The sequence below is a fragment of the Nocardioides sp. N13(2025) genome (genome assembly GCF_051912545.1).
Taxonomy (GTDB): domain Bacteria; phylum Actinomycetota; class Actinomycetes; order Propionibacteriales; family Nocardioidaceae; genus Nocardioides.
The window spans coordinates 1798431-1824636 of the sequence record NZ_CP196809.1; the positions used below are offsets into that span (position 1 = coordinate 1798431).

Sequence of the window (26206 nt, forward strand, 5' to 3'; positions counted from 1 at the left end):
GGTCGCGGGGCAACCTGCAGAAACTTACCGGGCGCTCCGTTCCGCGTCAAACTCGGCGGATCTTCGTGCTTCGGTGGTCACAGCTGGTTTCCGACTCAGCTGGCCTTCTGGCCAGGAGCGGCGCCGCTTGCGGCGACAGGTGAAACATTAGACGACGTCCGGCTGACATGACAAACCGGGGGTGCCCTTCGCGCATAACTGCAGGTCAGCGGCCTGCGCGGCGTGGTGCGGCCGGTCGGTAGGCACTCACCGTGGGGTCGCCGGTCACCCAGAACCGCCACGGTCGGTCAGCCGCGTGGCGCAGTCCGACCCGGGGGCCCGTACTGATCTGGACCGGTGACTCCCCCGGCTCGATCTCCGGCCGTACGCCGTTGGCGCCCAGGTCGATGCCCAGGGCGCGGCACAGCCGGGCCGGCCCCCGCGCGAGGTCGCGGTCGGACACTCCGGGGCGGCGCTCGCGCGCCTGCTCCAGCCCGGACACCACCTCCCCCGCCCGCAGCAGCACCGCACCGGCGCTGCCGTCCGGTCCGGTGACGAGGTTGGCGCAGTGGTGCATGCCGTAGATGAAGTAGACGTACAGGCGTCCGGGCGGACCGAACATGACCGCGTTGCGGACCGTGGGTCCGCGGAACGCGTGCGAGCCCGGGTCGTCGGGGCCGGCGTACGCCTCCACCTCGGTGAGGCGCACCGAGACGCCACCGAGCGTCAGCACCGAGCCGAGCAGGCGCGGGGCGACCTCGAGCGGGTCGCCCTCAGCCCAGTCGGTCACGGTGCGCCGTGCTCGCGGTGCGCAGCTCGTCGAGCTGCTCGCGCACCCGGATGGGAGCGGTGCCGCCCCGCCCGGCGCGCGAGGCGACGGATCCCTCGACGCTCAGCACGGACCGGACCTCCGGAGTGAGGGACGGTGAGATCGCGACGAGCTGGTCGTCGGTGAGGTCGGACAGGTCGCACCCGAGCTCCTCGCAGCGGCGTACGCACGCACCGGCCACCTCGTGGGCGTCGCGGAACGGCACGCCCTCGCGCACCAGCCACTCGGCGACGTCGGTCGCCAGCGAGAAGCCCTGGGGTGCCAGCTCGGCCATCCGGACGGTGTTGAACGTCAGCGTCGCGACCATGCCGGTGAAGGCCGGCAGCAGCACCTCGAGGGTGTGGACGGAGTCGAAGACCGGCTCCTTGTCCTCCTGGAGGTCGCGGTTGTAGGCGAGCGGCAGCGCCTTGAGCGTGGCCATGAGGCCGGACAGGTTGCCGATCAGACGACCGGCCTTGCCGCGCGCCAGCTCGGCGATGTCGGGGTTCTTCTTCTGCGGCATGATGCTCGACCCGGTCGACCAGGAGTCGTGGAGCGTCACGAAGTCGAACTCACGCGTCGACCACAGGATGACCTCCTCGGCCAGCCGGCTGACGTCGACGCCGACCTGGGCGAGGACGAAGGCGAGCTCGGCGACGAAGTCTCGCGCCGACGTGCCGTCGATGGAGTTCGCGGTGGAGCCGGTGAAGCCGAGCTCCGCGGCCACCAGCTCCGGGTCGAGGCCGAGGCTGGAACCGGCCAGCGCACCGGAGCCGTACGGCGAGTCCGCCGCGACCCGGCGACGCCAGTCGTCGAGGCGTTCGAGGTCACGCACCAGCGGCCACGCGTGGGCCAGCAGGTGGTGGGCGAGCAGGACCGGCTGGGCGTGCTGCAGGTGGGTGCGCCCGGGCATGATCACGTCGAGGTGCCCGGCTGCCTGCTCGGCGAGGGCGTCGACGAGGTCCGAGACCAGCCCCGACACCACCAGCGAGTGGTCGAGCAGGTAGGCCCGGAACAGGGTCGCGATCTGGTCGTTGCGACTGCGACCGGCGCGCAGGCGGCCGCCGATGTCAGGCCCGACCTCCTCGAGCAGCAGCCGTTCGAGGGCGCCGTGGACGTCCTCGTCGGTCGGCTGCGGGACGAGCTCGCCGTCGGTGAAGCGCTGCGCGAGGACGTCGAGGCCGCGGTGGATCTCGGCCTCCTGCTCCCCCGTCAGGTAACCGGCGGCCGCGAGCGCCTTGGCGTGCGCGTGCGAGCCGGCGATGTCGTACAGCGCGAGCTGCCAGTCGAAGTGCGTGGACCGCGACAACGCCTGGAGCTCCGGTGAGGGACCGCTGGCGAAGCGACCGCCCCACAGGGATCCCTCGTTGGTCGTGCCGGTGCCTGCGTCTGCCATCAGTCGGTCCCGAACTCCATCGCCGCGCTCTCGAGCGCCGTCTCGTCGAACTCGTCCTCGTCCACCTCGGCGGACGCCGAGCCGGTGATCCTGTCGAAGCCACCGGACTCGATGGCACCGTAGAGCGTGCCGTTCTCGACCAGCACCTGGCCCTGGTCGAGCGGCTGGGCGGCGTAGAGCTCGAGCTTGGCGCGCGAGTCGGCGATGTCGAGGTTGCGCATGGTGAGCTGGCCGATGCGGTCGGTGGGACCGAAGGCGGCGTTCTCGGTGCGCTCCATCGAGAGCTTGTCGGGGTGGTAGGAGAACGCGGGCCCGCTGGTGCTGATGAGCGAGTAGTCCTCACCGCGCCGCAGCCGGATGGTGACCTCGCCGACGACCAGCGAGGCGATCCACCTCTGGATCGACTCCCGGATCATCAACGCCTGCGGGTCGAGCCAGCGGCCCTCGTAGAGCAGCCGCCCGAGCTTGCGGCCCTCGTTGTGGTACTGCGCGACGGTGTCCTCGTTGTGGATCGCGTTGACCAGCCGCTCGTAGGCGATGAAGAGCAGCGCCATGCCCGGGGCCTCGTAGATGCCGCGTGACTTGGCCTCGATGATGCGGTTCTCGATCTGGTCGGACATCCCGAGACCGTGGCGACCGCCGATGGTGTTGGCCTCGTGGACGAGGGCGACCGGGTCGTCGTAGGTGACACCGTTGATGGCGACCGGGCGGCCCTGGTCGAAGCGGATCGTCACGTCCTCGGGCTCGATCGCGACAGTCGGGTCCCAGAACTTCACGCCCATGATCGGCTCGACCGTCTCGAGCGAGACGTCGAGGTGCTCGAGAGTCTTGGCCTCGTGGGTGGCGCCCCAGATGTTGGCGTCCGTGGAGTACGCCTTCTCCTGGCTGTCGCGGTAGGGCAGCTCGCGTTCGGTGAGCCAGGCGCTCATCTCGTGGCGACCGCCGAGCTCGGTGACGAAGTCCGCGTCCAACCACGGCTTGTAGATGCGCAGGTCGGGGTTGGCGAGCAGCCCGTAGCGGTAGAACCGCTCGATGTCGTTGCCCTTGAAGGTCGAGCCGTCGCCCCAGATGTTGACGTCGTCGTCGTGCATCGCGCGCACGAGCATCGTGCCGGTGACGGCACGGCCCAGAGGCGTGGTGTTGAAGTAGGCACGACCGCCGGACCGGATGTGGAACGCGCCGCACGCGAGGGCGGCGAGGCCTTCCTCCACCAGCTGGGTCTTGCAGTCGACCGCGCGCGCCAGCTCAGCGCCGTACTGCATGGCACGCGACGGCACGCCGGAGATGTCGGGCTCGTCGTACTGCCCGATGTCGGCGGTGTAGGTGCAGGGCACCGCCCCCTTGGCGCGCATCCAGGCGACCGCGACGGAGGTGTCGAGACCCCCGGAGAACGCGATGCCGACGCGCTCGCCGACGGGGAGGGAGGTGAGGACCTTGCTCACAGGACGTCCTTTGCAGAAGTGGGTGCGGCGGCAGAGTGGTGGGGGTGGTTGGCCAGGTCGAGGAAGCGCTGCGCGAGCGCGTCACCGCCCAGCGGGTCGCGTCCGATGACGAGGAGGGTGTCGTCGCCGGCGATGGTGCCCAGGATGTCGCCGAGGTCGGCCTTGTCGAACGCGCTGGCCAGGAACTGCGCGGCCCCGGGCGGGGTGCGCAGCACGACCAGGTTGGCGCTGGCCTCGGCGCTGACGAGCAGCTCGGCGCACAGCCGGGCCAGGCGCTCGCGACCGGCGGCGCTCTCCCGGGGTGCGACGACCGACCGGTCGCCGCCCTCCCCCGGCACGGCGTAGACCAGCGCGCCGTCGGCACCGCGCACCTTGACCGCGTCGAGCTCGACGAGGTCGCGGCTCAGGGTGGCCTGGGTGACGTGCACGCCGTGGTCGCCGAGCAGGTCGGCGAGCTCGGTCTGCGAGCGCACCGGGTGGGCGGTGACGATGTCGATGATCCGCTGGTGACGGGCGCCCTTCGTCAGCGGCGTCATGGCGCTCATGACCGCTCCAGGAGCCAGGCCAGGACCGCCTTCTGGGCGTGCCGGCGGTTCTCGGCCTCGTCCCACACCACCGACTGCGGACCCTCGATCACGGCCTCGGAGATCTCCTTGCCGCGGTAGGCGGGCAGGCAGTGCATGACGATGGCCTCCGGGGCGGCGTGGGCGAGGAGCTCCTCGGTGACACCGTAGGGCGGGAAGACGCGGAGACGCTCCTGCGACTCCTCCTCCCGGCCCATGCTGACCCACGAGTCGGTGATCACGACGTCGGCCGCGCCCACTGCCTCGACCGGGTCGACGGTGAGCTCGATCGATCCGCCGGTGTCCTGGGCGATCTCCCGGGCCCTCGCGACGACGTCGGCGTCCGGCATGAAGCCGTCCGGGGCGCCGACGACCACGTGCATCCCGGCGGAGGCACCGGCCAGGACCCAGGAGTTGCCCATGTTGCAGGCGCCGTCGCCCACGAACGCGGCCCGGACGCCGGCGAGCCGGCCCGTGTGCTCGCGCACGGTCTGGAGGTCGGCCAGCAGCTGGCACGGGTGGAACTCGTCGGTGAGGGCGTTGAGCACGGGGACCCCGGCGTGATCGGCCATCGTGACGACGTCGCTCTGGTGGGCGGTGCGCCACACGATCGCGGCGGCCTGACGCCCGAGGATGCGGGCGACGTCCTCCACGCCCTCGCGCGAGCCCATCGCGGCGAGGCCGCCGTCGACGGTCATCGGGTTGCCGCCGAGCTCGGCGATGCCGGCCGCGAACGACACCTGGGTGCGCAGGGTCGGCCGGTCGAAGACCAGTGCCACGGTGCGCGGCCCGGCCAACGGCTTGTGCTCGAACGGGTCGGCCTTGAGCTGGTCGGCGAGGTCGAGCACCTCGAGGAGCTCGGCCGGCGACAGGTCGTCGTCGCGGAGGAGGTGGCGGGTCATCGGGTCGTCTCCGTGTCCGAGCGGGCGGCTGCAGTGCGAGCGGCGTCGAGGATGGCGGGCAGCGCCGCGCCGAGGGCGTCGAGGTCCGCGCTCGTGATCACGAGCGGCGGGACGAAGCGCAGGCGCGAGGGGCCCGTGGCGTTGAGGATGAAGCCGGCGTCGCGGGCGGCGGCGACCGCCTCCACGGCGTACGGCCCGTCGAGCTCGGCGCCACGCATGAGGCCCGCACCGGTCACGTCCACGACGCCGGTCTGGTCGGTGAGCAGCCGGGCGAGCTGGTCACCGCGGTCCCGCACGGCCTCGAGGAGGCCGTCGGCCTCGATGGTGTCGAGGACGGCGAGGGCGGCCGCACAGGCGACCGGGTTGCCGCCGAACGTGGTGCCGTGGTTGCCCGGCTGCAGCAGCGTGGCGGCCGCGCCGCGGGCGACGGTGGCGCCGATCGGGATGCCGCCGCCGAGACCCTTGGCGAGCGTGACGAGGTCGGGCTCGACGCCCTCGACCAGCTCGTGGGCGAACCAGGCCCCGGTCCGGCCGATGCCCGTCTGCACCTCGTCGAGCCAGAACAACGCGCCGGCGTCACGGGCGACCTGCTGCGCGGCGGCGAGGTAGCCGGGCGAGGGCACGACCACGCCGGCCTCACCCTGGACCGGCTCGAGGACGACGGCCGCGACCGTGTCGTCCACAGCGGCCTCGAGCGCGGCGACGTCGTCGTAGGGCACGAACGACACCTCGCCGGGCAGCGGCTCGAAGGGCTCGCGGTAGGCGGACTTGGAGGTGAGCGCGAGCGCGCCCATCGTGCGGCCGTGGAAGGAGCCCTCCGCGGCGACGAGACGGGTGCGTCCGGTGCGCCGCGTGAGCTTGAGGGCGGCCTCGTTGGCCTCGGTGCCGGAGTTGCTGAAGAACACCCGCCCGTCGGCCCAGCCCAGCAGGGCGAGGAGACGCTCGGCCAGCGCGACCTGGGGCTCGGTGGCGAAGAAGTTGGAGACGTGGCCGAGCGTCGAGAGCTGCGTGGTCACGGCCTCCACGATCGCGGGGTGCGCGTGGCCGAGGGCGTTGACGGCGATGCCCGCCAGCAGGTCGACGTACTCCTTGCCGTCGGCGTCCCACACGTGGGCGCCCTTGCCGCGGGTGAGGGCCAGCGCCGGCGGCCCGAAGGTGTTCATGACCGCGCCGGTGTAGCGCTCCTGGATGCTCACGCGGGGGCCTCCGTCGGGTAGGGCTTGCGCATCTTGGTGGGCACGCCCGGCAGCACCTGGGTGCCGACGCCCTCGTCGGTGAAGATCTCGAGCAGGACCGCGTGCGGCTCACGGCCGTCGACGACCGTCGCACGCGGCACCCCGCCGGTGACGGCCTCGTAGCAGGCGCGCATCTTCGGGACCATGCCCGCGTCGAGGGTCGGCAGCATCTCGCCGAGCGCCTCGGGGCTGATCTCCTGGATGAGGTCGTCGGAGTTGCCGTAGTCGCGGTAGAGGCCCTCCACGTCGGTGAGGACCATCAGCTTCTGGGCCCCCAGTGCGACCGCGAGCGCCGCAGCTGCAGTGTCCGCGTTGACGTTGTGGACCAGGCCGTCGACGTCGGGCGCGACGGAGCTGACGACCGGGATCCGGCCGGCCTCGATCAGGTCGAGGACCGCCTCGGGGCGCACCTTGGCAACCTCGCCGACGAGTCCGAGGTCGACCTCCTCCCCGTCGACGACGGTGACGGCGGGCTCGGCGGTGAAGAGCCCGGCGTCCTCGCCGGACAGGCCGACGGCGAGCGCCCCGTGCTGGTTGATCAGCCCGACGAGCTCGCGCTGGACCTGACCGACGAGCACCATCCGGACGACGTCCATGGCCTCGGGAGTGGTGACCCTCAGCCCGCCGCGGAACTCGGACTCGATGCCCAGCTTGTCGAGCATCCGCGAGATCTGCGGGCCGCCGCCGTGCACCACGACGGGCTTGAAGCCGGCGAAGCGCAGGAAGGCGATGTCCTCGGCGAAGGCGACCTTGAGCGAGTCGTCGGTCATGGCGTTGCCGCCGTACTTCACCACGATCGTCTGCCCGTGGTAGCGCTTGAGCCACGGCAGCGCCGCGGCGAGCGTGCGGGCCTTGGCCGGGTCGGGACGCCGCGGGCTCTGGTTGGTCTCGGGAGTCGTCATGAGCTGTAGGCGCTGTTCTCGTGGACGTAGGCGTGAGTGAGGTCGTTGGTCCAGACGGTCGCCCGGGCGTCGCCGGACTTGAGGTCGATGGTGACGCTGACCTCCCGGCCGGTCAGGTCCACCGTGGCAGGGTCCGCGGCGGGCGTCGACCGCCGGCACACCCAGACGCCGTTCATCGCGACGTCGAGGTCGGCGGGGTCGAACTGCGCGGAGGTGGTGCCGATGCTCGCCAGGACGCGGCCCCAGTTGGGGTCGTTGCCGAAGACGGCCGCCTTGAAGAGGTTGCTGCGGGCGACGCTGCGGCTGACCTCGACGGCCTCCTCCTCGGTGGCGGCGTGCAGGGTGGTGATGGCGATCTCGTGGTCGGCGCCCTCGGCGTCCTTGAGCAGCTGCATGGCGAGGTCGGTGCAGGCCTGGGTGAGGGCGGCGGTGAAGTCCTCCGGAGTCGGCGTGATGCCGCTGGCGCCGCTGGCCATCACCGTCACGGTGTCGTTGGTCGACATGCAGCCGTCGGAGTCGAGCCGGTCGAAGCTGACCCCGGTCGCGGCCCGCAGGGCCACGTCGAGCTCGTCGGCCGGGACGACGGCGTCGGTGGTGATGACGACGAGCATGGTCGCGAGCTGCGGCGCCAGCATCCCGGCGCCCTTGGCCATCCCGCCGATCGACCAGCCCGCGCCCTCGACGACGACGTTCTTGCTGACCGAGTCGGTGGTCATGATCGCCTCGGCCGCCTGCGCTCCCCCGTCGGCGGACAGGGCTGCGGTGGCCGCCTCGACACCGGCGAGCAGGTCGTCGCGGTCGTTGGCGAGCCCGATCAGGCCGGTCGAGCAGACGACCACGTCGATCGCGCCGATGCCCAGGCCCTCGGCGACCTTCTCGGCCACCGCGTGGGTGGTCTGGAAGCCCTCCGGACCGGTGTAGCAGTTGGCGCCGCCGGAGTTGAGCACCACAGCACGGACCACGCCGTCCTTGACGACCTCCTGGCTCCACAGCACGGGATTGGCCTTGCAGCGGTTGGCCGTGAAGACGGTGGCGGAGTCGTAGGTCGGGCCCTGGTTGACGACGAGGGCGAGGTCCTTCGCGCCGGTGGACTTGAGTCCGGCGGCGACGCCGGCAGCGGTGAAGCCGGCAGGGTGGGTGACTGTCATCAGGGAGCGAGTCCGATCGTGGAGAGCCCGGTGGCCTCGTCGAGGCCCAGGGCGAGGTTCATGCACTGGACGGCGGCGCCGGCGGTGCCCTTGGCGAGGTTGTCGACCACGGCCACCGCCACCACTCGTCGTACGCGCTCGTCGACGGTGACCTGCACCTGCACGGCGTTGGAGCCCAGCACGGACTGGGTCTGCGGCCACTGTCCCTCGGCGAGGAGGTGGACGAACGGCTCGTCGGCGTACGCCGTCGCGTAGGCGTCGCGGACGGCCTCGGCGGTGACGCCGTCGAGCAGCGGCGCCTGGACCGTGGCGAGGATGCCCCGGGACATCGGCACGAGGAGCGGCGTGAAGCCGACGCGAACCGCGGCCCCGTGGACGCTGCTGAGGTTCTGGACGATCTCAGGCGTGTGGCGGTGCGTGCCGCCGACGCCGTAGGCGCTGGCGTTGCCCATCACCTCGCTGCCGAGGAGGTGCGGCTTGGCGGCCTTGCCGGCGCCGCTCGTCCCGGAGGCGGCGACGACGGTGACGTCGGGCTCGACCAGGCCGGCGGCGAGCGCGGGCACGATCGCCAGCGTGGAGACGGTCGGGTAGCAGCCCGGGACCGCGATGCGGCGCGCGCCCCGGAGCAGCTCGCGCTGGCCGGGCAGCTCGGGCAGGCCGTAGGGCCAGGACCCGGCGTGCTCGCCGCCGTAGAACGCCTGCCACTCGGCGGCGTCGGTCAACCGGAAGTCGGCGCCGCAGTCGATGACGACGGTGTCCGTCCCCAGCGCCCGCGCGATGGCCGCCGACTGGCCGTGCGGCAGCCCGAGGAAGACGACGTCGTGGCCGGAGAGGTGGTCGAGCGTGGTGTCGACGAGGACCCTGTCGGCGAGCGGGAGCAGGTGGGGCTGGAGGGCGCCGAGGCACTCCCCCGCGTTGGAGCCCGCGGTCAGCGCGCCGACCTCGACCTCCGGGTGGCCGAGCAGGAGGCGCAGGACCTCACCCCCGGCGTACCCACTGGCTCCGGCAACGGCGACTGACACGGACATATGCATGACTATACATTGACGTGCATGAACCGCCCAGCCGGGTCCGCAATTGCGGGGCGCGACGTCGGCCGACTCCCCTACGGTGCTGGGGTGACCCGACTCTCCCCTGAGACCTACCTGGCCCACGTCCGCTCCGAGTCAGCGCGGTTCCGCGACGTGCTCGCCGACTGCGATCCCGAGGCCCGGGTGCCGTCGTGTCCGGACTGGGACGCCGCCGACCTGCTGTGGCACCTCGCCACGGTGCAGCACTGGTGGGCCGACGTGGTGAGCGCACGCCCCGTGCGACCGGAGCAGGTCGACCCGCCCCGCCCGGCGTCGTACGCCGACCTGCTGGCGGCCTACGACGCCTGGTCCGCCGATCTCGCCGAGGCCCTCGAGGGTGCCGACCCCGCGGAGGAGGCCTACACCTGGTCCGACGACCACACCGTCGGCTTCATCCTCCGGCGCCAGGCGCACGAGGCGCTGATCCACCGCGTCGACGCCGAGCTGGCCGCGGGTCTCCCCTCCGAGGTCGACCCGGTGCTGGCCACCGACGGCGTCGACGAGGTGCTCGGCGTGATGTACGGCGCCTGCCCGCCGTGGGGCGCGTGGGAGCCGGGCGAGGGCCTGCTGAGGGTCGACTCGACCGACACGGGTGAGCAGGTCTGGGTCCGGTTCGGCACTTTCTCCGGAACCTCCCCCGAGAGCGGGACGACGTACACCGACGAGGAGGACTTCCACGTGGTGCCGGCTCCCGAGGAGGACGTCGAGCCGGACGTGGTCGTCGACGGCCCCGCCGGGGCCCTCGACCTGTGGCTGTGGAGCAGAGGTGACGACTCAGAGGTCTCCGTCGCCGGTGACGACGCCACCCTGGCCCGCTTCCGCGCGATCATCGACCAACCGATCGACTGACGTCCGCCGACGAGCGTGGCGGACCAGCACCCACACGCGACACTGGGCCTTGAGTCTCCAGGAGACTCAAGGCCCAGTGCGTGCCGCTGAGCGTGGATCAGGCGCGCTGGACGGCGCCGGTGCGCTCGGCGGCCAAGGCGACGGCCGCGTCGCGGGCAGCCGCTGTCTCGCCCTCCTTGAGCGTCCGGTCGGGCGCGCGGAACCGCAGGGCGTACGCCAGCGACTTCTTGCCCTCCCCGACCTGGTCGCCCGTGTAGACGTCGAAGAGCCGGATCGACTCCAGCAGCGGCCCCGCCCCTTCGCGCAGGGCGGCCTCGACGGCGGCAGCGGGCACCGAGTCGTCGACGACGAGCGCGACGTCCTCCTTGGCGAGGGGGTACGACGAGAAGGTGGGCGCCTGTCGCAGGTGGACGGCCCGCGCGATCAGCAGGTCGAGGTCGACCTCGGCCGCGACGGTGCGCTTCGGCAGCCCGAAGGCGTGGCACACGGTGGGGTGCACCTCGCCGGCGTGGCCGACGACCTCCCCGTCGACGGAGAGCTCGGCACACCTGCCGGGGTGCCAGGGCGCGACCTCGGCGGCGGACGCGGTCACCTCGAGGCCCAGAGCGGCGGCGACGGACCGCACTGCTTCCACGGCGTCGGCCCACGACACGGGCCGGGCCTCGCCCCACCAGCCCCCGGCCACTGCATCGCCGACGGCGACGACGGCCAGGTGGAGCGGCTGTTCGGGCAGGGCAGCGTCGAGTGCCGCGAACTCGGCCTCGGTCGGACGGCGGTCGACCGGGAGGATCGCCGCCGGTCCGGCGTGACGCGGCAGGGTGACTGTTCCGGTCTCGAAGATCGCCACGTCGGCGTTGCCGTGCCCGACGTTCTTGCTGGCGGCGCGGAGCACGCCCGGCAGCAGCGTCGTGGTCATGTACGCGGCCTCGGCGTTGAGCGGGTTCGACAGCTTGAGCAGGTCGCGCCGCGGGTCGTCCGCCGGCAGGCCGAGGGCGTCGAGGTCGGGCTCGCCGACGAACGGGAAGCTCACGACCTCCACGAACCCCTCACCGGCGAGCGTGCGACCGACGCGACGGCGCAGCTGCTGGGCACGGGTCAGGCCCCGGCCCGAGGGCGGCGTCGGCAGGACCGACGGCACCTGGTCGTAGCCGACGAGACGGACGACCTCCTCGGAGAAGTCCTGCGCGTCGGTGAGGTCCGGACGCCACGGCGGGGGCGTGACCGACAGGGTCCCGTTCCCCTCCACCACGCACCCGACGGCGCGCAGGCACTCGACGCTGCGCTCCTCGGTGATCGGCATTCCGGACACGCGAGCCGCCAGGTCTCCGGCCACCGCGACGACCGGCATCGCGGGCGGGGTGCCCACGACGGTGACCCCCTGCTCGGCCCGACCGCCACCGTGCTCGACGAGCAGCTCGACCACCCGGTCGGCCGCGGCCTCGCAGATGGTCGGGTCCACACCGCGCTCGTTGCGCTTGCCGGCCTCGGAGGTGATCTTGTGGCGCCGCCCCGTGCGATACATCGACACGGCGTCCCAGTGCGCCGCCTCGACCAGGATCGAGGTGGTGGAGTCCGAGATCTCGGTCGTCTCGCCACCCATGACGCCGCCCAGCCCGATGATCCCGGAGTCGTCGGTGACGACGAGGTCCGCGGGGTCGAGCGTGCGCTTGCTCCCGTCGAGGGTGGTCAGCGTCTCGCCCTCGCGCGCTCGACGTACGACGATCGCGCCGCTCAGCTTGTCGGCGTCGTAGCCGTGGATCGGGCGACCGGTCTCCAGCATCACGTAGTTGGTGACGTCGACCGCCAGCGAGATCGGGCGCATGCCGGCGGCGGTGATCCGCCGGACCATGAAGTCCGGCGTCGGCGCCGCGGGGTCGAAGCCGGTGACCTTGCGGGCGACGAAGACGGGGCAGCCGTCGGCGTCCTCGACCACGACCGGGTGCCCGTCACCGTTGGCGGCCGGGGTGTCACGAACCGCCGGGTCACGGAAGCCGCTCGCGCCCTCGACGGACACCAGCACCTCCCGGGCGATGCCACGGATCGACAGCGCGTAGGCGCGGTCGGGGTTGATCTCGAGCTCGATGGTCTCCTCGTCGAGGCCCAGCACGGGTCGTGCGTCCTGGCCGGGCTCGCCGGCGTCGGGCGGCAGCACGATGATGCCGTCGTGGTCGTCGCCGAGGCCGAGCTCGCGGGCTGAGCAGATCATGCCGGCGGACAGGTGGCCGTAGGTCTTGCGCGCCCCGATCTCGAAGCCACCGGGCAGCACGCCGCCGGGCAGGACGGTGACGACGAGGTCGCCGGGCTCGAAGTTGTGCGCGCCGCAGACGATGCCCTGCGGCTCACCTGTTCCGTTGGCGTCACCGACGTCGACGGTGCACCAGTTGATGGTCTTGCCGTTCTTCTGCGGCTCGGGCTCCTTGGTGAGCACGCGCCCGATGACCAGGGGGCCGGTGATCTCCCGGCCGGGGCTCTCGACCGCCTCGAGCTTGAGGCCGGTGAGGGTCAGGCGGTCGGTGATGTGCTCGGTGGTGGTGCCGGCGGGTACGTCGACGTGGTCCAGGATCCAGGACAGGGGTGCCTTCATCGTCAGTACTCCCCTCTCAGATCTCGGTGCCGAAAGCGCTGCTGAACCGCACGTCGCCCTCGAAGAGCGGACGCAGGTCCTCGAGGTTGTGGCGGAACATGAAGGACCGGTCGATGCCCATGCCGAACGCGAAGCCGCTGTAGACCTCGGGGTCCACACCGCAGGCGACGAGGACGCGCGGGTTGACCACCCCGCAGCCGCCCCACTCGATCCAGCCCTCCCCGCGACACGTGCGGCACGAGGCGGAGTCCACGCCGCGGCAGACGAAGCACTTCACGTCGACCTCGGCCGAGGGCTCGGTGAAGGGGAAGTAGGACGGACGGAACCGCGTGTTGATGCCGTCGCCGAAGAGCTGCGAGGCGAAGTGGTCCAGGGTGCCCTTCAGGTGGGCCATGGTGATGCCCTCGTCGACCACGAGCCCCTCGACCTGGTGGAACATCGGCGAGTGCGTGGCGTCGTACTCGTCGGTGCGGAACACGCGTCCCGGGCACACGACGTAGATCGGGGGCTTGCGCGTCAGCATGGTGCGCGCCTGCACCGGCGAGGTCTGGGTGCGCAGCACGACGTGGTGGTCGGCCGGCTCGGTCCAGAACGTGTCCTGCATGGTGCGGGCCGGGTGGTCGGGGCCGAGGTTGAGCGCGTCGAAGTTGAGCCACTCGGCCTCCACGACCGGGCCCTCGGCCACCTCGTAGCCCATGGCGACGAACAGGTCGGCGATCAGCTCGGACTGCAGCGTCAGCGGGTGACGGCTGCCGCGGCGACGCCGCGTCGTGGGCAGGGAGACGTCGACCGTCTCCTCGGCGAGCATCCGCTCCTCGTGCTCGGCCTCGAGCACGACCTGCCGGGCTGCGAGGGCCTGGTTGATCGCGCCGCGCGCCTGGCCGACGCGCTGGCCGGCTTCCTTGCGGGCCTGGGGCGGGAGCGCGCCGATCTCGCGGTTCGCCAGAGCGAGGGGCGAGCGGTCCCCGGCGTGGTCGAGGCGCACCTGCTTGAGGGCGTCGAGGTCGGCGGCGGACGCGATCGCGACCAGGGCCGCCTCACGCATCTCCTCGACCTGCTCGGACTTGAGCGGGGTCACTTCGACAGGGTCGTAGTCGGTGTTGGGGCCGGACATGGCTCCCTTTCCTCACGGCTGACAGAGGTCGCCGCAGATTCTAGAAGTGGGTGAGCATCGGGTCGGACGGGGACTCCCCGGACCCGGTGACGTCAGCTGCCCGACGGACCAGGTCCGGGGCGCAGAAATCGCAAGCTCGTGTCCACGACCGCGATGCTACTCCGCGAAAGCGGTCCACACGCCACCGCATGCGTCGGCGGACGTCCTCGGCGGCGCGGCGAGGCCGATCGTCTCGACGGCGCGCTGCGCCCGCGAGCGCCCCAGGTTCCACGCCCGCGCATCGTCGAGGATCTCGGGGTCGAGCCCGTTGTAGGGCAGCAGCTGGAGCACGCAGCGGGACACGTCCTCGGGCAACCGGTCCACGATCACGGGCGCCGCATCGGCCGACAGGGACTGGAGGTAGGAGAGGTCGAGCCTGCCGGTCGCCTCGTAGCGGTCGAGGTTGCGCCCGGCCACCCAGGCATCGGGGTTGATCGCCGCCAGCCCGACCAGTGCGACGGCGCCCGAGACCAGGGCGATCCGCGGGAGCCACCGACCGCGACCCAGCGCGCCGGACACCATGATCGCCAGCACGACAAAGCCGAGCCAGCCCTCGAAGACGTCGACGAAGAGCCGCAGCGTGGTGAAGCCGTAGGCGTCCTGGTAGACGCTCATGCCGCGCAGCGCCGAGGCGACCACCAGCAGCGTCAGCACGCAGAGCAGCCCCACCGACGCGAACAGCCAGCGCCGGTCCTCCGCGCCCGTACCGGCGCGGCGGCTCGCCACCCAGACGACCAGGACGGTGAGCGCCGTGGCGAGGGTGAGCTGGCCGAAGCCCTGGTGCACGAAGTCGGCGTACGTCAGACCGGTGGTCGTCTCGATGTAGTCCTTCCCACCGACGAGCGCTCGCGCCTGCGCGGCGATGAAGGCCAGGAAGACGGCGTCGACGACGAGCACCGGGACCAGCCACTCGAAGCGGTTGGCGAGCGGCGCGGGACGCCGGTCGGCCAGCACCTCCACGTCGGCGGGGTTGAGCGCGAGGTAGGCGGCACCGAGGGTGACGGCGAAGACGAAGCAGGCGAGGAAGGCGCGTCCGACGAGGTCGTTGAAGGTCAGGTTGGGGACGAGCTGGTCGACCCACGAGCCGAAGACCGGGTCGGCGCTGGCGAAGATCGTGCCGAAGACCCCGAGACCGAGCAGCGACCAGACGGTCGTGCGCACCACGGCAGGCGTGCGGGACCCGGTGCCGGCCAGGCGCAGCGACCGTCCGAACCACGGCAGCCCCCTCAGCGAGGCCAGCGGCCAGGAGACGCCCGACAGCAGGATCCCCGGCATCGTGCGCGCTCCGGTGACGCCGCACAGGAACACCGCGGTGGCCGCCACCAGGCACAGCAGCTGGATCCACGACGCGTCGAGCAGCGTCATCGGGAGCACGAGCAGGAGGGCCAGACCGGTGCACGCCAGGGTCCACGGCTCCCTGCGACGGCGTGCCGTGGCGAGCGCGGCGGCCCCGCTGAGGATCGCCACCAGGGTCCAGGTGATCCCGACGTCGGTGAACGACAGCGCGAAGCCTGCCACCAGGCCTGCGGCCGCGGAGGCGACGACGGTCGCCAGCCCGGACGCCGGTCCCGACTCGGGCCAGAACCGGCCGAACAGCGCGTCGAGGCCGGTCCGCGGCCCCGCGGCGACCGCCGGCGGGACTGGAGCCGGGACGGGAGCCGGCGTCGGGGCCGGGCCGGGAAGCTGGGCCGTGGAGCTCGTGGCCGGCTCCGCAGGCACGTCGAGGCGCAGGCGGGCGCCGCGGCCCGTGGCTGGGTCGAGGAAGCGCAGCGTGCCGCCGTGCAGCTGGGCCACCCACCGCGCTACAGCCAGCCCGAGCCCGGTGCCGCCGGCCCCGTCGGTGCCGAAGCGCTCGAAGACACGCTCGCGGTCCTCCGGTGCCACTCCCCCGCCGTCGTCGGTGACCTCGAGCCACCACCCGGCCGCTGAGGCTCCGGCGTCGATCCGCACCCGCGTGTCGGGAGGTGCGTGTCGTCCGGCGTTGTCGAGGACGTTGACGAGCAGCTGCTGGAGCCGCGCCGGGTCCCCCGGCACGGCGAGGCTGTCGTGGACGGCGACGTCGAAGGTGCCGGGCTGGCCCGCGGAGGTCACCTGGGCCACGCTGTCCGCGACGAGACGGCGCAGGTGCACGTCCTGGAGGTCGAGGTCGACCACGCCGGCCTCGAGACGGGACAGCTGGAGCAGGTCGTCGACGAGTCGTCCGAGCCGCTCGGCCTCCTCCAGCGCGGCGTCGAGGTGGTCGGAGTCGGCGGGCACCACTCCGTCCGCGAGGTTCTCGAGCAGCGCGGTCATCGACGTGAGCGGCGTACGCAGCTCGTGGGACACCGTGGCGATGAGGTCACGGCGCTCCCGGTCGACGGTGGCGAGGTCCTCGGCCATGGTGTTGAACGCAGCCGCCAGCTGTCCGACCTCGTCGGTGGCCGAGGTCCGGACCCGACCGGTGTAGTCGCCGCGCGCCATGGCCCGTGACACCTCGGTCATCCGTCGCAGGGGCTCCACCATCCCCGCCGCCAGCAGCTGGGTGACGCCGAGCGCCAGGGCGACGCTGACCGGCAGGACCAGCAGTGGCGGGACGTGCGCCGCGGAGCCCAGCAGCGTGAGCAGGACGGCGACCACGACGGACGCCGCGACGAGCAGACCGAGCTTGACCTTGAGGCTCGAGACGGCGTCGAGGGCGGTGCTCATTCGACAGCCTCCAGGGCGTAGCCCACCCCGTGCACGGTCCGGATGCGGTGGGCACCCACCTTGCTGCGCAGGGCCTTCACGTGGCTGTCGACGGTGCGGGTGGCGCTGGTGCTCCCCCACGAGTCGCCCCAGTCCCAGACCTCGCGCAGCAGCCGCTCGCGGCTCAGCACCTGGCCGGCCTCCCCGGCCAGGCACAGGAGGAGGTCGAACTCGGTCGGAGTCAGGTGCACCGGCTCGTCCGCGACGGTCGTACGACGGGTGCCGGGGTCGATGCTCACCCCGCCCACGTGCAGCACCGGGGGTCGTTCGGCGGCGAGGGCGGCGGCCCGCTCGACGCGCCGCAGGAGGGCCGACACCCGGGCGACGACCTCCCGCATCGAGAACGGCTTGGTCAGGTAGTCGTCGGCGCCGACCCCGAGACCGACGAGCACGTCGGCCTCGTCGTCGCGCGCGGTGAGCATCAGCACCGGGACGGGCCGCTCGGCCTGGATGCGGCGGCACACCTCGAGCCCGTCGAAGCCGGGCAGCATCACGTCGAGGAGCACCACGTCCGGTCGGACCGCCGTGGCCAGGTCGACGGCCGAGGGCCCGTCGAAGGCCTGCTCGACCTGGTAGCCCTCGGCGCGCAGCCGCTGGGCTAGCGCGTCGTTGATCGTGCGCTCGTCCTCCACCACCAGGGCGGTCCGTGACCTCATGCCCCGACCCTAGGAGCCGGGACGGTCGGGAGGCGGGGACGACTCGTGAAGGTTCTGTGGAGGTCGGGCTGGAGGTCGGGCTGGAGGTCGGGCTGGCGGTCAGTCGTCGCGCAGGTCGACGCTGGGCCAATCGACCATCACCCGGGCGCCGCCGCCCGGCGCGTCCTCGATGGTGACCAGGCCACCGTGGGCGCGGGAGAGGCCGCCCACGATGTACATGCCCAGCCCGCTGCCGCCGGACTCCCCCGTCGTCCAGAACTTCGTGAAGACCCGGCGGCGCAGCTCCACCGGGATCCCCTCACCCTCGTCGTCGACGGTGATCCGGACGCCGGGCAGGCTCGGGAGCGACGCGAGGGAGACGCTGACCTGCCCTTGGCCGTGGCGCACGGCGTTCTCCACGAGGTTGGTGACGACCTGGGTGAACTTGTCGGGGTCGGCGAAGACGTCGGGCAGGTCGTCCTCGACGTCGAGGACGATCGCGCGCGCCGTGCCGGCCTCGATGGAGTCCACCACACGGCCGACGAGCACCGCTGCCGACGACTCCCGCGGGTAGAGCTGGAGCCGCCCGGTGTCGATGCGGGCGACGTCGAGCAGCTCGGCGATGAGACGGGCGAGCCGGTCGGCATCGGCGTTGACCGTGGTCAGCATCAGCTTGCGCTGGTCGTCGTTGAGCTTGTCCCAGCGGTTGAGCAGCGCCTGAACGAAGCCCTTGACCCCGGTGAGCGGCGAACGGAGCTCGTGGGCGACCGTGGCCACGAGGTCGGACCGCTCGCGGTCCAGGCGGGCCCGGCCCCGACCGCTGCGGAGCCCGACGGCGATCCCGGCGACCTGGCCGAGGTCCTCGTTGCGGATCAGGGTGGCGGTGGTGAGCACCTCCTCGCCCGAGGCGTTGAGCCAGGACTGCTCCGGGACGCCGCGCACGATCGAGATGCTCTCGAACGGGCGGTTGACCTCGAGCCACGTGTGGCCGTCCTGGTCGAGCAGCTTGAGGACCTCGGTCAGCGGCAGGCCGAGCGCCTCCCCGGCGTCCACTCCGAGCAGGGCCGCGCCCTGGGCGTTGAGGATGGTGACGACGCCGTCGCGGGTCGCTCCGAGGATGCCGTCGGGGTAGAAGTCCGCCAGCGATCGGAGCCGGCTGGGGGTGCTGTCGACCCGGCGGCCGGTCTGCTGCCTGGTCTCGCTGGTCACGCCGGCCACCCTAGCCGCGGGGCTGTGCCTTCGGCCGTCGCAGGCCCGCGGCGCGCAGGGCGGCGACCAGCTCGCGGGAGGACACGGGCACGGCACCGGCCGCCACCATGGCGTCGTAGTAGTCGGCCGGGACGTCGTAGTGGTCGCGGTCCCAGCCGCGCTCCGGGATGCCGTGCGCCGCAGCGAAGGCGTGGGCCTCGTCGTACGACGTGTCGCTGGCCAGGTGGGACCAGAGCCGCTCCCACCGCGGCACCGCCGGCGGGTCGATGAGGATCATGACCCGGCGCCGGGCGAGCGCTGGGCGCGGGCGCTCGCGTAGAGGCAGACGGCCGCGGCGGTGGAGAGGTTGAGGCTCTCGGCCCGGCCGTGGATCGGGATGGCGACCCGGTGGTCCGCGAGCGCGGCGAGCTCCTCGGGCAGGCCCCAGGCCTCGTTGCCGAACAGCCAGGCGGTCGGACCCGACAGGTCCGCCTCGAAGAGGTCGACCTCTCCCGCGCCGTCGGCCGCGAGGACCGTCAGGCCCCGCGCCTGTGCGGCCCGGACGGCCTCGGCCGGGTCGGGCTCGATCGCGAACGGCAGGTGGAACAGGCTGCCGACCGTGGCCCGCACCGTCTTGGGGTTGTAGGCGTCCACCGACTGCCCGGCCAGGACGACGGCGTCGGCGCCGGCAGCGTCGGCGGTGCGGATCACGGTGCCGGCGTTGCCGGGGTCGCGGACGTCGGCGCAGATCGCCAGCAACCGGGACGACACGTTGAGCACGTGCTCGAGCGGGGCGTCGAAGTGGCGGCACACGGCGACCACGCCGGCCGGGGAGACCGAGTCCGACAGCGCGGCGAGGGCCCGGTCGTCGACCAGCGTGACGGGCGCGGCGGCCAGCAGGTCGGCGTAGTGCTCGAGGGCCGCGGGCGTCGCGAAGACCTCGACGACACAACCGTCGACGCCGAGCGCCCCCTCGACGGCCTTCGGGCCGTCAGCGACGAAGAGCCGCCGCTCGGTGCGGACCGAGCGGCGGCTCAACTTGCGAGCCTCCTTGACGCGACCGTTGCCCACTGTGAGGGGCGTACCGGCGCTCAGCGGAGTGCTCATGTGGCTCAGGCGGAGACCTTGGGCGCGTTGACGTCCTCGGGCAGCGCGGCCCTGGCAGCCTCGACGAGGGCCGTGAAGGCCGGGGCGTCGTTGACGGCCAGCTCGGCGAGGATCTTGCGGTCGACCTCGATACCGGCCAGGCCGAGGCCCTGGATGAAGCGGTTGTAGGTCATGCCGTTGGCGCGGGCAGCGGCGTTGATGCGCTGGATCCACAGCTTGCGGAAGTTGCCCTTGTTCTTGCGGCGGTCGTTGTAGCTGTAGACCAGGGAGTGGGTGACCTGCTCCTTGGCCTTGCGGTAGAGACGCGAGCGCTGGCCGCGGTAACCGCTGGCGCGCTCGAGGGTGGTACGACGCTTCTTCTGGGCGTTCACTGCGCGCTTGACGCGTGCCATGGTGCTACTCCTTGGTGCAGGGGGACGGCGGCTGAGCCACCAGGGGACTGTGTGGACGAGGCTCAGATGCCGAGCATCTTCTTGACGCGCTTGACGTCGCCGGCCTCGAGCTCGACCATGCCGGCGTTGCGGCGGTGCTTCTTCCGGCTGCCCGTGGTGGGCGCAGACGCGAACGCAGCGCCGGACTTGCGGCCGGCCTGCAGGCGACGGATCTTGCCCGAGCCGGTCACCTTGAAGCGCTTGCTGGCGCCCGAGTGGGTCTTGTTCTTCGGCATGTCTGCCTCAACTTCCTTAGTGCGTGGTTCGGGTGTGTATCTGGCTAGGACCTGGACTGCTCGTCCTGGTCCCGGTCCCGTGGCTGTAGCGACTCCGTCGCTACGTGCTCGATCGAGGCTTTCGCTTCGCTCAGGCCTCGATCTCCGGATCCAGGTTCTCGGAGCGGCGACGCTCCTTCTTCTGCGCCACCGGGCCGGCGGCGTGGGCCGCCTCGCGCTCGGCGTCCTCCTCGGCCTTGCGCTCCGCACGCGCCTGCTCCTTGGTGGCGCGGGCTGCCTCGGCGTCGATCTTGGCGTCGGCCTTCTTCTTGTGCGGGCCGATGACCATGGTCATGTTGCGGCCGTCCTGCTTGGGCGAGGACTCGACGAAGCCGAGCTCCTGGACGTCCTCGGCCAGCTTCTGCAGCAGGCGGAAGCCCAGCTCGGGGCGGTGCTGCTCGCGACCACGGAACATGATCGTGATCTTGACCTTGTCGCCGGCGCCGAGGAACCGCACGACGTGACCCTTCTTGGTCTCGTAGTCGTGCGAGTCGATCTTGGGACGAAGCTTCATCTCCTTGATGATCACGTTCGTCTGGTTGCGGCGCGCCTCACGAGCCTTCTGGGCGTTCTCGTACTTGAACTTGCCGTAGTCCATGAGCTTGCAGACCGGGGGGCGTCCCTGCGGGGCGATCTCGACGAGGTCGAGGTCGGCCTCCTGGGCCAGCTTGAGTGCCTGGTCGGTCGGCACGATGCCAACGGTCTCGCCGTTGGGTCCTACGAGCCGGACCTCGGGTACGCGGATCCGGTCGTTGATGCGCAGCTCGGTGCTGATGGGTCCTCCAGTTGATCGGGTGGATGGGAACCCGTTGCTCGCCGGTCGATCGCTGGTCGTCCGGAAATGAACAATGGCTCCCGCTGGTGCCAAGCGGGAGCCAGTACGCCACGTCTCCCCTCTCGGGGATTCGCGTGGACACGCCTGTCTTGCAACAGTCATGTCACTGGACCGGGACCCGACGATCTGTGGTGCTGGGCGATCGGTGCGGGTGGGAGACGGTGGTGCTGCCTCCGCTTGGCTGGATCGGTGTCACCGTGATGCTGTGGTGGCACTGATCGGTCAACACCGAAGACTAGCGGATCATTCCGTCGCGGGGCCAATCCACCCGTGACCCCGGTCGTGCCCCTCCCCGAGGGCGACCAGGCGCCACCCTGCGGCGAGCCGGGTCAGGTCCTCGCCGTCGACGACGTACGTCGCCGGGCCGGCGAGGTCGACGAGGAGGGCCTCGGCCCCGTCCTGGACGGCGGCGGTGGCGGCCGTGGCGGCGGTGACCGGAACCGGGCGCGCCCCGGGGTCCCACCGGGCCATGGTCTCGGTGGACGTGAAGGCGAGCAGCCCGGTGCTGCCGTCCGCGGCGCGGACGAGCACCGCGGCCATGTCGGAGGTCTTGTCGTGGGCCAGCCCGTGCTCGTCGACCTCGACCTCGCCGAGGACGGCGACGACGGGCACCAGGAGGCGCGCGTCCTGGAGCACCGCCAGCACGGCGCCGGACGAGGCCGCCCCGGTGGCGTGGTCGGCCAGCACCCGGCTGACCCGCGGGTCGACCGCGCCGGTGTCGTCGGCGAAACCGGGGTCGGGGATCGTCCGGACGAGCGGCTCGTCGGGCTGGCTCTGGTCGTCGTGCGGCACGACGCCATTGTCCCGGAGGCGTGGACCGCTGTGGGACTCTGGGGCCGTGGAAGGGACTACCTGGGCTGCACTCACCGCCGCGCTCACCGTGGCGGGGGCCATCTGGACGTGGATCGCGTTCCGTCGGCGCGGAGCCGCCAACGGCCTGCGCGCGCTCGGGTTCACCCTGCTCCCTGCCGCGGCCTGGCTGACCGGGACGCTCGAGATGGTCGTCGAGATCGCCGGGTCGGTCACCGACTGGGCCACCGGCCTCGTCTTCAACATCTTCACGTGGACCGGCATCGGCCTGGCCGGGCTGGCCGCGGTGCTGTTCGTGGTGAGCGGATTCATCCGCGACCGGCAGCTGGGCCGGGCCCGGGCCGGGAAGGCGGCCGGGAAGGCGGCCGGCAGGACCGGCACGTCCGCCGGCGTGGCGAGCCCGAAGAAGCGGGGAGCGCTGCCTTCGTCGTCCGGCGCGGCCGGTCGCTCCCCCATCGACGACGAGATGGCCGACATCGAGGCGCTGCTGAAGAAGCGGGGCATCGAGTGAGGGACCACTTCGTCGACCGCAACCGCCTGTGGTCGCGACTCAACGCTGCCGTCGACGCCCTGCCCGAACCACCGTCCACCCCGGTCGCCGTCGTCGACCTCGACGCCTTCGACGCCAACGCCGACGACCTGGTGCGGCGCGCCGGGGGCAAGCCGATCCGTGTCGCCTCGAAGTCGTTGCGCGTCCCCGCCCTCGTCCAGCGCGCGCTCGCGCACGACGGCTTCGCCGGCGTCCTCGCCTTCACCCTCGCCGAGGCGCTCTGGCTCTGGGAGAGCGGCATCAGCGACGACATCGTCGTGGCCTACCCCTCCGTCGACACGGCGGCGCTGCACCGGCTCACCTCCTCCCCGTCCGCGGCCTCCGCCATCACGCTGATGGTCGACGACCCGGCGCACCTCGACGCGGTCGACGCGGCCCGCACCGCACGGGACGTGTCCGTCCGGGTCGCCCTCGACCTCGACGCCGGGCTGCGGCTCGGCGGCCAGCACATCGGCCCCAAGCGCTCGCCGCTGTTCGACACGGCCGACGCCGTCGCGATGGCCCGGCGCGTGGTCGACCGCGAGGGCTTCCGGCTCGTCGGCGTGATGACCTACGAGGGCCAGGTCGCCGGGGTCCAGGACGACGTGCCCGGCCAGCGCACCAAGTCCCTGCTCGTACGCCGGCTCAAGCAGGCGTCGATGGCGCAGCTCGAGGTGCGGCGTCGCGAGATCTCCGAGGCGCTGGCGCAGGTCGCCGAGATCGAGTTCTGGAACGGCGGCGGGTCGGGATCCGTCGAGGCCACCGCCGCGGACCCGGCTGTGACCGAGGTCGCCGCCGGGTCGGGCCTCCTCGTCCCCGCGATCTTCGACCACTACGCGTCGTTCGAACCGCGACCGGCGGCCTTCTTCGGCCTCCGGGTCACACGCAAGCCCAACCCCACGATGGCCACCGTCCAGGGTGGCGGGCTGATCGCGAGCGGGGCCACCGGCGAGGACCGCTCGCCCGTGCCCTGGGCTCCCCCAGGCCTGCACCTGACCGGCCTCGAAGGTGCCGGCGAGGTGCAGACACCGCTGACCGGCCACCCGGCCGCGCTGCTCCACATCGGCGACCTGGTGTGGTTCCGGCACGCCAAGTCGGGCGAGCTGTTCGAGCACGTCCGCGACGTCCACCTGGTCCGCGGGGAGTCGGTCACCGAGGTGGTGCCGTCCTACCGCGGCTGCGACCGTGCCTTCTGACCCGCACCGGGTGGCAGCCCAGGTCGTCGCGTGCGTGACCGCGCGCCCGCCGACGCTCGGGGTCGGGCGGCTCGTGTGCGTCGACGGTCCGGCCGGGTCGGGGAAGACCACGCTGGCCGGCGCGATCTCAGCGATCGTGCCCGACTGCCAGGTCGTGCACTGCGACGAGCTCCTCCAGGGATGGCGCGGGCTCCCCGGCCTGGCGGCGACGGTCGAGGCGATGCTCCGGACGCTGGCGGCGGGCGGCACCGGCGAGTGGCGGCGGTGGGACTGGGCGGCCGACGCCTGGGCGGAGTCGCACGTCGTACGGCCGGGTGGCCTGCTGGTGCTGGAGGGGGTCGGCTGCTGGTCGCCCCACGTGGCCGACCTCGTCGGTCTGCTGGTGTGGGTCGAGGCCGAGTCGCAGGCCCGCCTCGCGCGTGGGATGGCGCGCGACGGGGAGCAGATGCGCGCCGCGTGGGTGCAGTGGCGCCTCGACGAGGACGACCTGTTCGCGCGCCTCGGCACCCGGGCGCATGCCGACCTCGTCGTCGACACCGACACCTGAGGCCTACTCCTCCAGGTGGTAGAAGTCCTGGCGGTAGCGCTGAGCGAAGCCGGCGCGCTCATACAGGCCGAGGGCCCCGGTCGGGTTCGCGGTGTCCACGTTGAGGCTGGCCGCGTCGTACCCCTCGGCGCGGCTCAGGCGCAGCACCCGGGCCAGCAGGGACGCGGCGAGCCCGCGCCGGCGGTACGCGGGAAGGGTGCCGACGTAGGGGATGTGGATCTCCCGGCCCGCGCCGCCCGAGGGCGCGACGGCGTACTCGTGGGCGAAGACGTAGCCGGCGACCGCGCCCGACCCGTCACGGGCGACGACCGAGAGGTGGTGGCGGTTGTGCTCCGCCCTCCCCATGAACAGGTTCCAGAAGTCGGCACCGACGTCGGTGCCGTCCGGGTAGTCGGCGAACGCGGCGTTGTGCGCCAGCCTCAGCTCCTCGGACCGGGTCCGGTCGAACGGCTCCGCCGTCAGGCCGGCTGGCAGCACGAGCTTCGGGATGCCGGCGTGCAGGTCCGCCACCATCAGGAAGCTGTGCCTTCCGTCGGAGAACCCCGCCCTGGTCAGCAGGTCGGCCTGGTCGTCGCGCCCCGCCAGGGCCTGGTGCGCGTAGCGCGCCGGGGTGCCGGGGGCGTCGGTCTCGTGGATGGCCCTCGCCCGGTCCACCGAGCGGTCGAGCATCACGGTGCCGATCCCCTCGCCGAGGCGAGCCGGGTCGACGTCGCCGAACAGGTTGAACCGCTGGCCGTCCCCCAGGGGTAGCCCGGGCATGATGGTGGTGTAGGCGACCAGGTCGTCCCCGTCGAAGGCTCCTTCGAACACCGCGTCCGACGTGTCGCCCATCAGCTCGACGATCTCCACGACGCCCAGGCAGAAGCCCGTCGGGTGGTCGGCCTCGATGCGCCCCATCAGCGCGGCGAGGGCTGCCGCGTCCTCCGGGCACAGGTCCCGCGTGGTGATGCCCATGCGCGCACGCTAGTGGTGTCTAGGGTGGCCGACATGGTGTTTCCGAGCGGGGATCAGTACGCGATCGCGGCGGCGGGCTACGCCGCGGTGGTCACCGAGAGCGGCGCGGCGCTGCGCAGCCTCAGCAAGGACGGTCGCGAGCTGGTGCACGGTTTCGCGGAGTCCGAGATGTCCGGCGGCGGCCGCGGGCAGCTGCTCATGCCGTGGCCCAACCGGATCCGCGACGGTCGCTACTCCTTCGGCGGGCGCGAGCTGCAGCTGGGCCTCACCGACCCGGCCCGCGGCAACGCCTCACACGGGCTCGCCCGCTGGGCGGCGTGGACCGTCGAGGAGCACACCCCGACCTCCGTGTCGCTGGTCTACCGCTGCATGGCGCAGTCGGGCTATCCGTGGACCCTCGACCTGCACGTCCTCTACGACCTGTCGGCCGACGGCCTGGTGGTGACCCAGACGGCGACCAACCTCGCGACCGAGCCCGCGCCCTACGCCAGCGGCGCCCACCCCTACCTGCGGGTCGGCGACGCCATCGAGGACCTCGAGCTGACCGTGCCGGCCCGCACGCGCCTGCTGGTCGACGACCGGCAGCTGCCCACGGGCTCCGAGCCGGTGGCCGGGGCGTACGACTTCACCACCCCGCGCCGGATCGGCGACCTCGACCTCGACGACGGGTTCGGGTCGCTCGTGCACGAGGACGGTCGCGCCACCGTGACGCTCGCCGACCCGGCGAGCTCGCGCGGGGTCGCGCTGTGGGTGGACGAGCAGCACCGGTGGCTGCAGGTCTTCACGCCCCCGGCAGACGGACCGCGGCCAGGCATCGCGGTCGAGCCGATGACCGCGCCCGCGGACGCGTTCAACTCCGGCACCGACCTCGTCACCCTCGCGCCCGCCGGCACCGCCGGTGACGAGCTGTCGGTGTCGTGGGGGATCCACGCCCTCTGACCAGG

26 protein-coding genes are annotated in these 26206 nt (G+C 72.4%); 5 read left to right on the forward strand and 21 right to left on the reverse strand.

Annotation, left to right across the window (positions count from 1 at the left end):
• Positions 1 to 205: 205 nt before the first annotated feature.
• From ACS3YM_RS08620 to argC, 9 genes are read right to left on the reverse strand one after another with little or no spacing between them, the layout of a single operon-like run.
• Complete coding sequence (locus ACS3YM_RS08620) at positions 206 to 769, reverse strand: DNA-3-methyladenine glycosylase (RefSeq protein ID WP_439939647.1); 564 nt, start codon at positions 767 to 769, stop codon at positions 206 to 208.
• On the reverse strand, positions 753 to 2183 hold the full coding sequence (gene argH / locus ACS3YM_RS08625) for an argininosuccinate lyase (RefSeq protein WP_439939648.1): 1431 nt from the start codon (positions 2181 to 2183) through the stop codon (positions 753 to 755). The genes ACS3YM_RS08620 and argH overlap by 17 nt, the downstream gene beginning before the upstream one ends.
• Complete coding sequence (gene argG / locus ACS3YM_RS08630; protein WP_439939649.1) at positions 2183 to 3625, reverse strand: argininosuccinate synthase; 1443 nt, start codon at positions 3623 to 3625, stop codon at positions 2183 to 2185. The genes argH and argG overlap by 1 nt, the downstream gene beginning before the upstream one ends.
• Positions 3622 to 4170, reverse strand: a complete 549-nt coding sequence (locus ACS3YM_RS08635) for an arginine repressor (RefSeq protein WP_439939650.1) — start codon at positions 4168 to 4170, stop codon at positions 3622 to 3624. The genes argG and ACS3YM_RS08635 overlap by 4 nt, the downstream gene beginning before the upstream one ends.
• The gene (gene argF / locus ACS3YM_RS08640; protein ID WP_439939651.1) at positions 4167 to 5090 is read right to left on the reverse strand and encodes an ornithine carbamoyltransferase; all 924 of its coding nucleotides are present in this window, start codon (positions 5088 to 5090) and stop codon (positions 4167 to 4169) included. The genes ACS3YM_RS08635 and argF overlap by 4 nt, the downstream gene beginning before the upstream one ends.
• A complete protein-coding gene (locus ACS3YM_RS08645) occupies positions 5087 to 6286 on the reverse strand; it encodes an acetylornithine transaminase (protein WP_439939652.1) in 1200 nt (399 codons plus the stop codon). Before ACS3YM_RS08645 ends, argF begins: the two co-directional genes overlap by 4 nt.
• Positions 6283 to 7227, reverse strand: a complete 945-nt coding sequence (argB, locus tag ACS3YM_RS08650) for an acetylglutamate kinase (RefSeq protein WP_439939653.1) — start codon at positions 7225 to 7227, stop codon at positions 6283 to 6285. Before argB ends, ACS3YM_RS08645 begins: the two co-directional genes overlap by 4 nt.
• Positions 7224 to 8375 carry a bifunctional glutamate N-acetyltransferase/amino-acid acetyltransferase ArgJ gene (argJ, locus tag ACS3YM_RS08655; RefSeq protein WP_439939654.1) on the reverse strand — a complete coding sequence of 384 codons (1152 nt, stop codon included), beginning with the start codon at positions 8373 to 8375 and terminating at the stop codon, positions 7224 to 7226. The genes argB and argJ overlap by 4 nt, the downstream gene beginning before the upstream one ends.
• Complete coding sequence (gene argC / locus ACS3YM_RS08660; protein ID WP_439939655.1) at positions 8375 to 9403, reverse strand: N-acetyl-gamma-glutamyl-phosphate reductase; 1029 nt, start codon at positions 9401 to 9403, stop codon at positions 8375 to 8377. The genes argJ and argC overlap by 1 nt, the downstream gene beginning before the upstream one ends.
• Before the next feature lie 90 nt (positions 9404 to 9493).
• On the opposite strand from argC, the gene ACS3YM_RS08665 reads away from it, so the two are divergent.
• Positions 9494 to 10294 carry a maleylpyruvate isomerase family mycothiol-dependent enzyme gene (locus ACS3YM_RS08665; RefSeq protein ID WP_439939656.1) on the forward strand — a complete coding sequence of 267 codons (801 nt, stop codon included), beginning with the start codon at positions 9494 to 9496 and terminating at the stop codon, positions 10292 to 10294.
• A 97-nt stretch (positions 10295 to 10391) separates the two neighbouring features.
• On the opposite strand, the gene pheT is transcribed toward ACS3YM_RS08665, so the two are convergent.
• The 11 genes from pheT to ACS3YM_RS08720 form a co-directional block, all read right to left on the reverse strand.
• Positions 10392 to 12878 (reverse strand): phenylalanine--tRNA ligase subunit beta, encoded by a 2487-nt coding sequence (pheT, locus tag ACS3YM_RS08670; RefSeq protein ID WP_439939657.1) that lies wholly within the window; start codon positions 12876 to 12878, stop codon positions 10392 to 10394.
• A 16-nt stretch (positions 12879 to 12894) separates the two neighbouring features.
• Entirely contained in the window at positions 12895 to 13992 is a 1098-nt protein-coding gene (gene pheS, locus ACS3YM_RS08675) for a phenylalanine--tRNA ligase subunit alpha (RefSeq protein WP_439939658.1), read from the reverse strand.
• A 156-nt stretch (positions 13993 to 14148) separates the two neighbouring features.
• On the reverse strand, positions 14149 to 16716 hold the full coding sequence (locus ACS3YM_RS08680) for a DUF4153 domain-containing protein (RefSeq protein WP_439939659.1): 2568 nt from the start codon (positions 16714 to 16716) through the stop codon (positions 14149 to 14151).
• On the reverse strand, positions 16713 to 17411 hold the full coding sequence (locus ACS3YM_RS08685) for a response regulator transcription factor (RefSeq protein ID WP_439939660.1): 699 nt from the start codon (positions 17409 to 17411) through the stop codon (positions 16713 to 16715). Before ACS3YM_RS08685 ends, ACS3YM_RS08680 begins: the two co-directional genes overlap by 4 nt.
• A gap of 99 nt (positions 17412 to 17510) precedes the next feature.
• Complete coding sequence (locus tag ACS3YM_RS08690) at positions 17511 to 18599, reverse strand: ATP-binding protein (protein ID WP_439939661.1); 1089 nt, start codon at positions 18597 to 18599, stop codon at positions 17511 to 17513.
• A gap of 10 nt (positions 18600 to 18609) precedes the next feature.
• Positions 18610 to 18876, reverse strand: a complete 267-nt coding sequence (locus tag ACS3YM_RS08695) for a DUF4031 domain-containing protein (protein ID WP_439939662.1) — start codon at positions 18874 to 18876, stop codon at positions 18610 to 18612.
• A complete protein-coding gene (locus ACS3YM_RS08700) occupies positions 18873 to 19685 on the reverse strand; it encodes a TrmH family RNA methyltransferase (protein ID WP_439939663.1) in 813 nt (270 codons plus the stop codon). The genes ACS3YM_RS08695 and ACS3YM_RS08700 overlap by 4 nt, the downstream gene beginning before the upstream one ends.
• A 5-nt stretch (positions 19686 to 19690) precedes the next feature.
• Complete coding sequence (gene rplT, locus ACS3YM_RS08705) at positions 19691 to 20077, reverse strand: 50S ribosomal protein L20 (RefSeq protein ID WP_439939664.1); 387 nt, start codon at positions 20075 to 20077, stop codon at positions 19691 to 19693.
• A 62-nt stretch (positions 20078 to 20139) separates the two neighbouring features.
• Entirely contained in the window at positions 20140 to 20352 is a 213-nt protein-coding gene (locus ACS3YM_RS08710) for a large ribosomal subunit protein bL35 (RefSeq protein ID WP_439939665.1), read from the reverse strand.
• Between the two features lie 130 nt (positions 20353 to 20482).
• Positions 20483 to 21166 (reverse strand): translation initiation factor IF-3, encoded by a 684-nt coding sequence (gene infC / locus ACS3YM_RS08715; RefSeq protein ID WP_439939859.1) that lies wholly within the window; start codon positions 21164 to 21166, stop codon positions 20483 to 20485.
• 303 nt (positions 21167 to 21469) lie between these two features.
• Complete coding sequence (locus ACS3YM_RS08720) at positions 21470 to 22018, reverse strand: SseB family protein (RefSeq protein ID WP_439939666.1); 549 nt, start codon at positions 22016 to 22018, stop codon at positions 21470 to 21472.
• Positions 22019 to 22064: 46 nt separating this feature from the next.
• Between ACS3YM_RS08720 and ACS3YM_RS08725 the strand changes: the two genes are divergently transcribed.
• The 3 genes from ACS3YM_RS08725 to ACS3YM_RS08735 are packed head-to-tail and all read left to right on the forward strand — an operon-like array spanning position 22065 to position 24308.
• Positions 22065 to 22547 (forward strand): hypothetical protein, encoded by a 483-nt coding sequence (locus ACS3YM_RS08725; RefSeq protein ID WP_439939667.1) that lies wholly within the window; start codon positions 22065 to 22067, stop codon positions 22545 to 22547.
• Positions 22544 to 23761 carry an amino acid deaminase/aldolase gene (locus ACS3YM_RS08730; protein ID WP_439939669.1) on the forward strand — a complete coding sequence of 406 codons (1218 nt, stop codon included), beginning with the start codon at positions 22544 to 22546 and terminating at the stop codon, positions 23759 to 23761. The genes ACS3YM_RS08725 and ACS3YM_RS08730 overlap by 4 nt, the downstream gene beginning before the upstream one ends.
• Positions 23751 to 24308 (forward strand): hypothetical protein, encoded by a 558-nt coding sequence (locus tag ACS3YM_RS08735; protein WP_439939670.1) that lies wholly within the window; start codon positions 23751 to 23753, stop codon positions 24306 to 24308. Before ACS3YM_RS08730 ends, ACS3YM_RS08735 begins: the two co-directional genes overlap by 11 nt.
• Before the next feature lie 3 nt (positions 24309 to 24311).
• Here ACS3YM_RS08735 and ACS3YM_RS08740 read toward each other — a convergent pair whose 3' ends face one another.
• Positions 24312 to 25262, reverse strand: a complete 951-nt coding sequence (locus ACS3YM_RS08740; RefSeq protein WP_439939671.1) for a GNAT family N-acetyltransferase — start codon at positions 25260 to 25262, stop codon at positions 24312 to 24314.
• A 33-nt stretch (positions 25263 to 25295) separates the two neighbouring features.
• On the opposite strand from ACS3YM_RS08740, the gene ACS3YM_RS08745 reads away from it, so the two are divergent.
• Positions 25296 to 26201, forward strand: coding sequence for an aldose 1-epimerase family protein (locus tag ACS3YM_RS08745; protein WP_439939672.1), 906 nt, complete (start codon positions 25296 to 25298; stop codon positions 26199 to 26201).
• The last annotated feature ends 5 nt before the right edge of the window (positions 26202 to 26206 follow it).

What these genes read in the sequence shown, in the direction of transcription:
- argH (WP_439939648.1), bottom strand. Translation starts at nt 2,183, where the DNA reads ATGGCAGACGCAGGCACCGGCACGACCAACGAGGGATCCCTGTGGGGC.
- ACS3YM_RS08635 (WP_439939650.1), bottom strand. Translation starts at nt 4,170, where the DNA reads ATGAGCGCCATGACGCCGCTGACGAAGGGCGCCCGTCACCAGCGGATC.
- argF (WP_439939651.1), bottom strand. Translation starts at nt 5,090, where the DNA reads ATGACCCGCCACCTCCTCCGCGACGACGACCTGTCGCCGGCCGAGCTC.
- argB (WP_439939653.1), bottom strand. Translation starts at nt 7,227, where the DNA reads ATGACGACTCCCGAGACCAACCAGAGCCCGCGGCGTCCCGACCCGGCC.
- argJ (WP_439939654.1), bottom strand. Translation starts at nt 8,375, where the DNA reads ATGACAGTCACCCACCCTGCCGGCTTCACCGCTGCCGGCGTCGCCGCC.
- argC (WP_439939655.1), bottom strand. Translation starts at nt 9,403, where the DNA reads ATGTCCGTGTCAGTCGCCGTTGCCGGAGCCAGTGGGTACGCCGGGGGT.
- pheT (WP_439939657.1), bottom strand. Translation starts at nt 12,878, where the DNA reads ATGAAGGCACCCCTGTCCTGGATCCTGGACCACGTCGACGTACCCGCC.
- pheS (WP_439939658.1), bottom strand. Translation starts at nt 13,992, where the DNA reads ATGTCCGGCCCCAACACCGACTACGACCCTGTCGAAGTGACCCCGCTC.
- ACS3YM_RS08680 (WP_439939659.1), bottom strand. Translation starts at nt 16,716, where the DNA reads ATGAGCACCGCCCTCGACGCCGTCTCGAGCCTCAAGGTCAAGCTCGGT.
- ACS3YM_RS08685 (WP_439939660.1), bottom strand. Translation starts at nt 17,411, where the DNA reads ATGAGGTCACGGACCGCCCTGGTGGTGGAGGACGAGCGCACGATCAAC.
- ACS3YM_RS08695 (WP_439939662.1), bottom strand. Translation starts at nt 18,876, where the DNA reads ATGATCCTCATCGACCCGCCGGCGGTGCCGCGGTGGGAGCGGCTCTGG.
- ACS3YM_RS08700 (WP_439939663.1), bottom strand. Translation starts at nt 19,685, where the DNA reads ATGAGCACTCCGCTGAGCGCCGGTACGCCCCTCACAGTGGGCAACGGT.
- rplT (WP_439939664.1), bottom strand. Translation starts at nt 20,077, where the DNA reads ATGGCACGCGTCAAGCGCGCAGTGAACGCCCAGAAGAAGCGTCGTACC.
- ACS3YM_RS08710 (WP_439939665.1), bottom strand. Translation starts at nt 20,352, where the DNA reads ATGCCGAAGAACAAGACCCACTCGGGCGCCAGCAAGCGCTTCAAGGTG.
- ACS3YM_RS08740 (WP_439939671.1), bottom strand. Translation starts at nt 25,262, where the DNA reads ATGGGCATCACCACGCGGGACCTGTGCCCGGAGGACGCGGCAGCCCTC.
- ACS3YM_RS08745 (WP_439939672.1), top strand. Translation starts at nt 25,296, where the DNA reads ATGGTGTTTCCGAGCGGGGATCAGTACGCGATCGCGGCGGCGGGCTAC.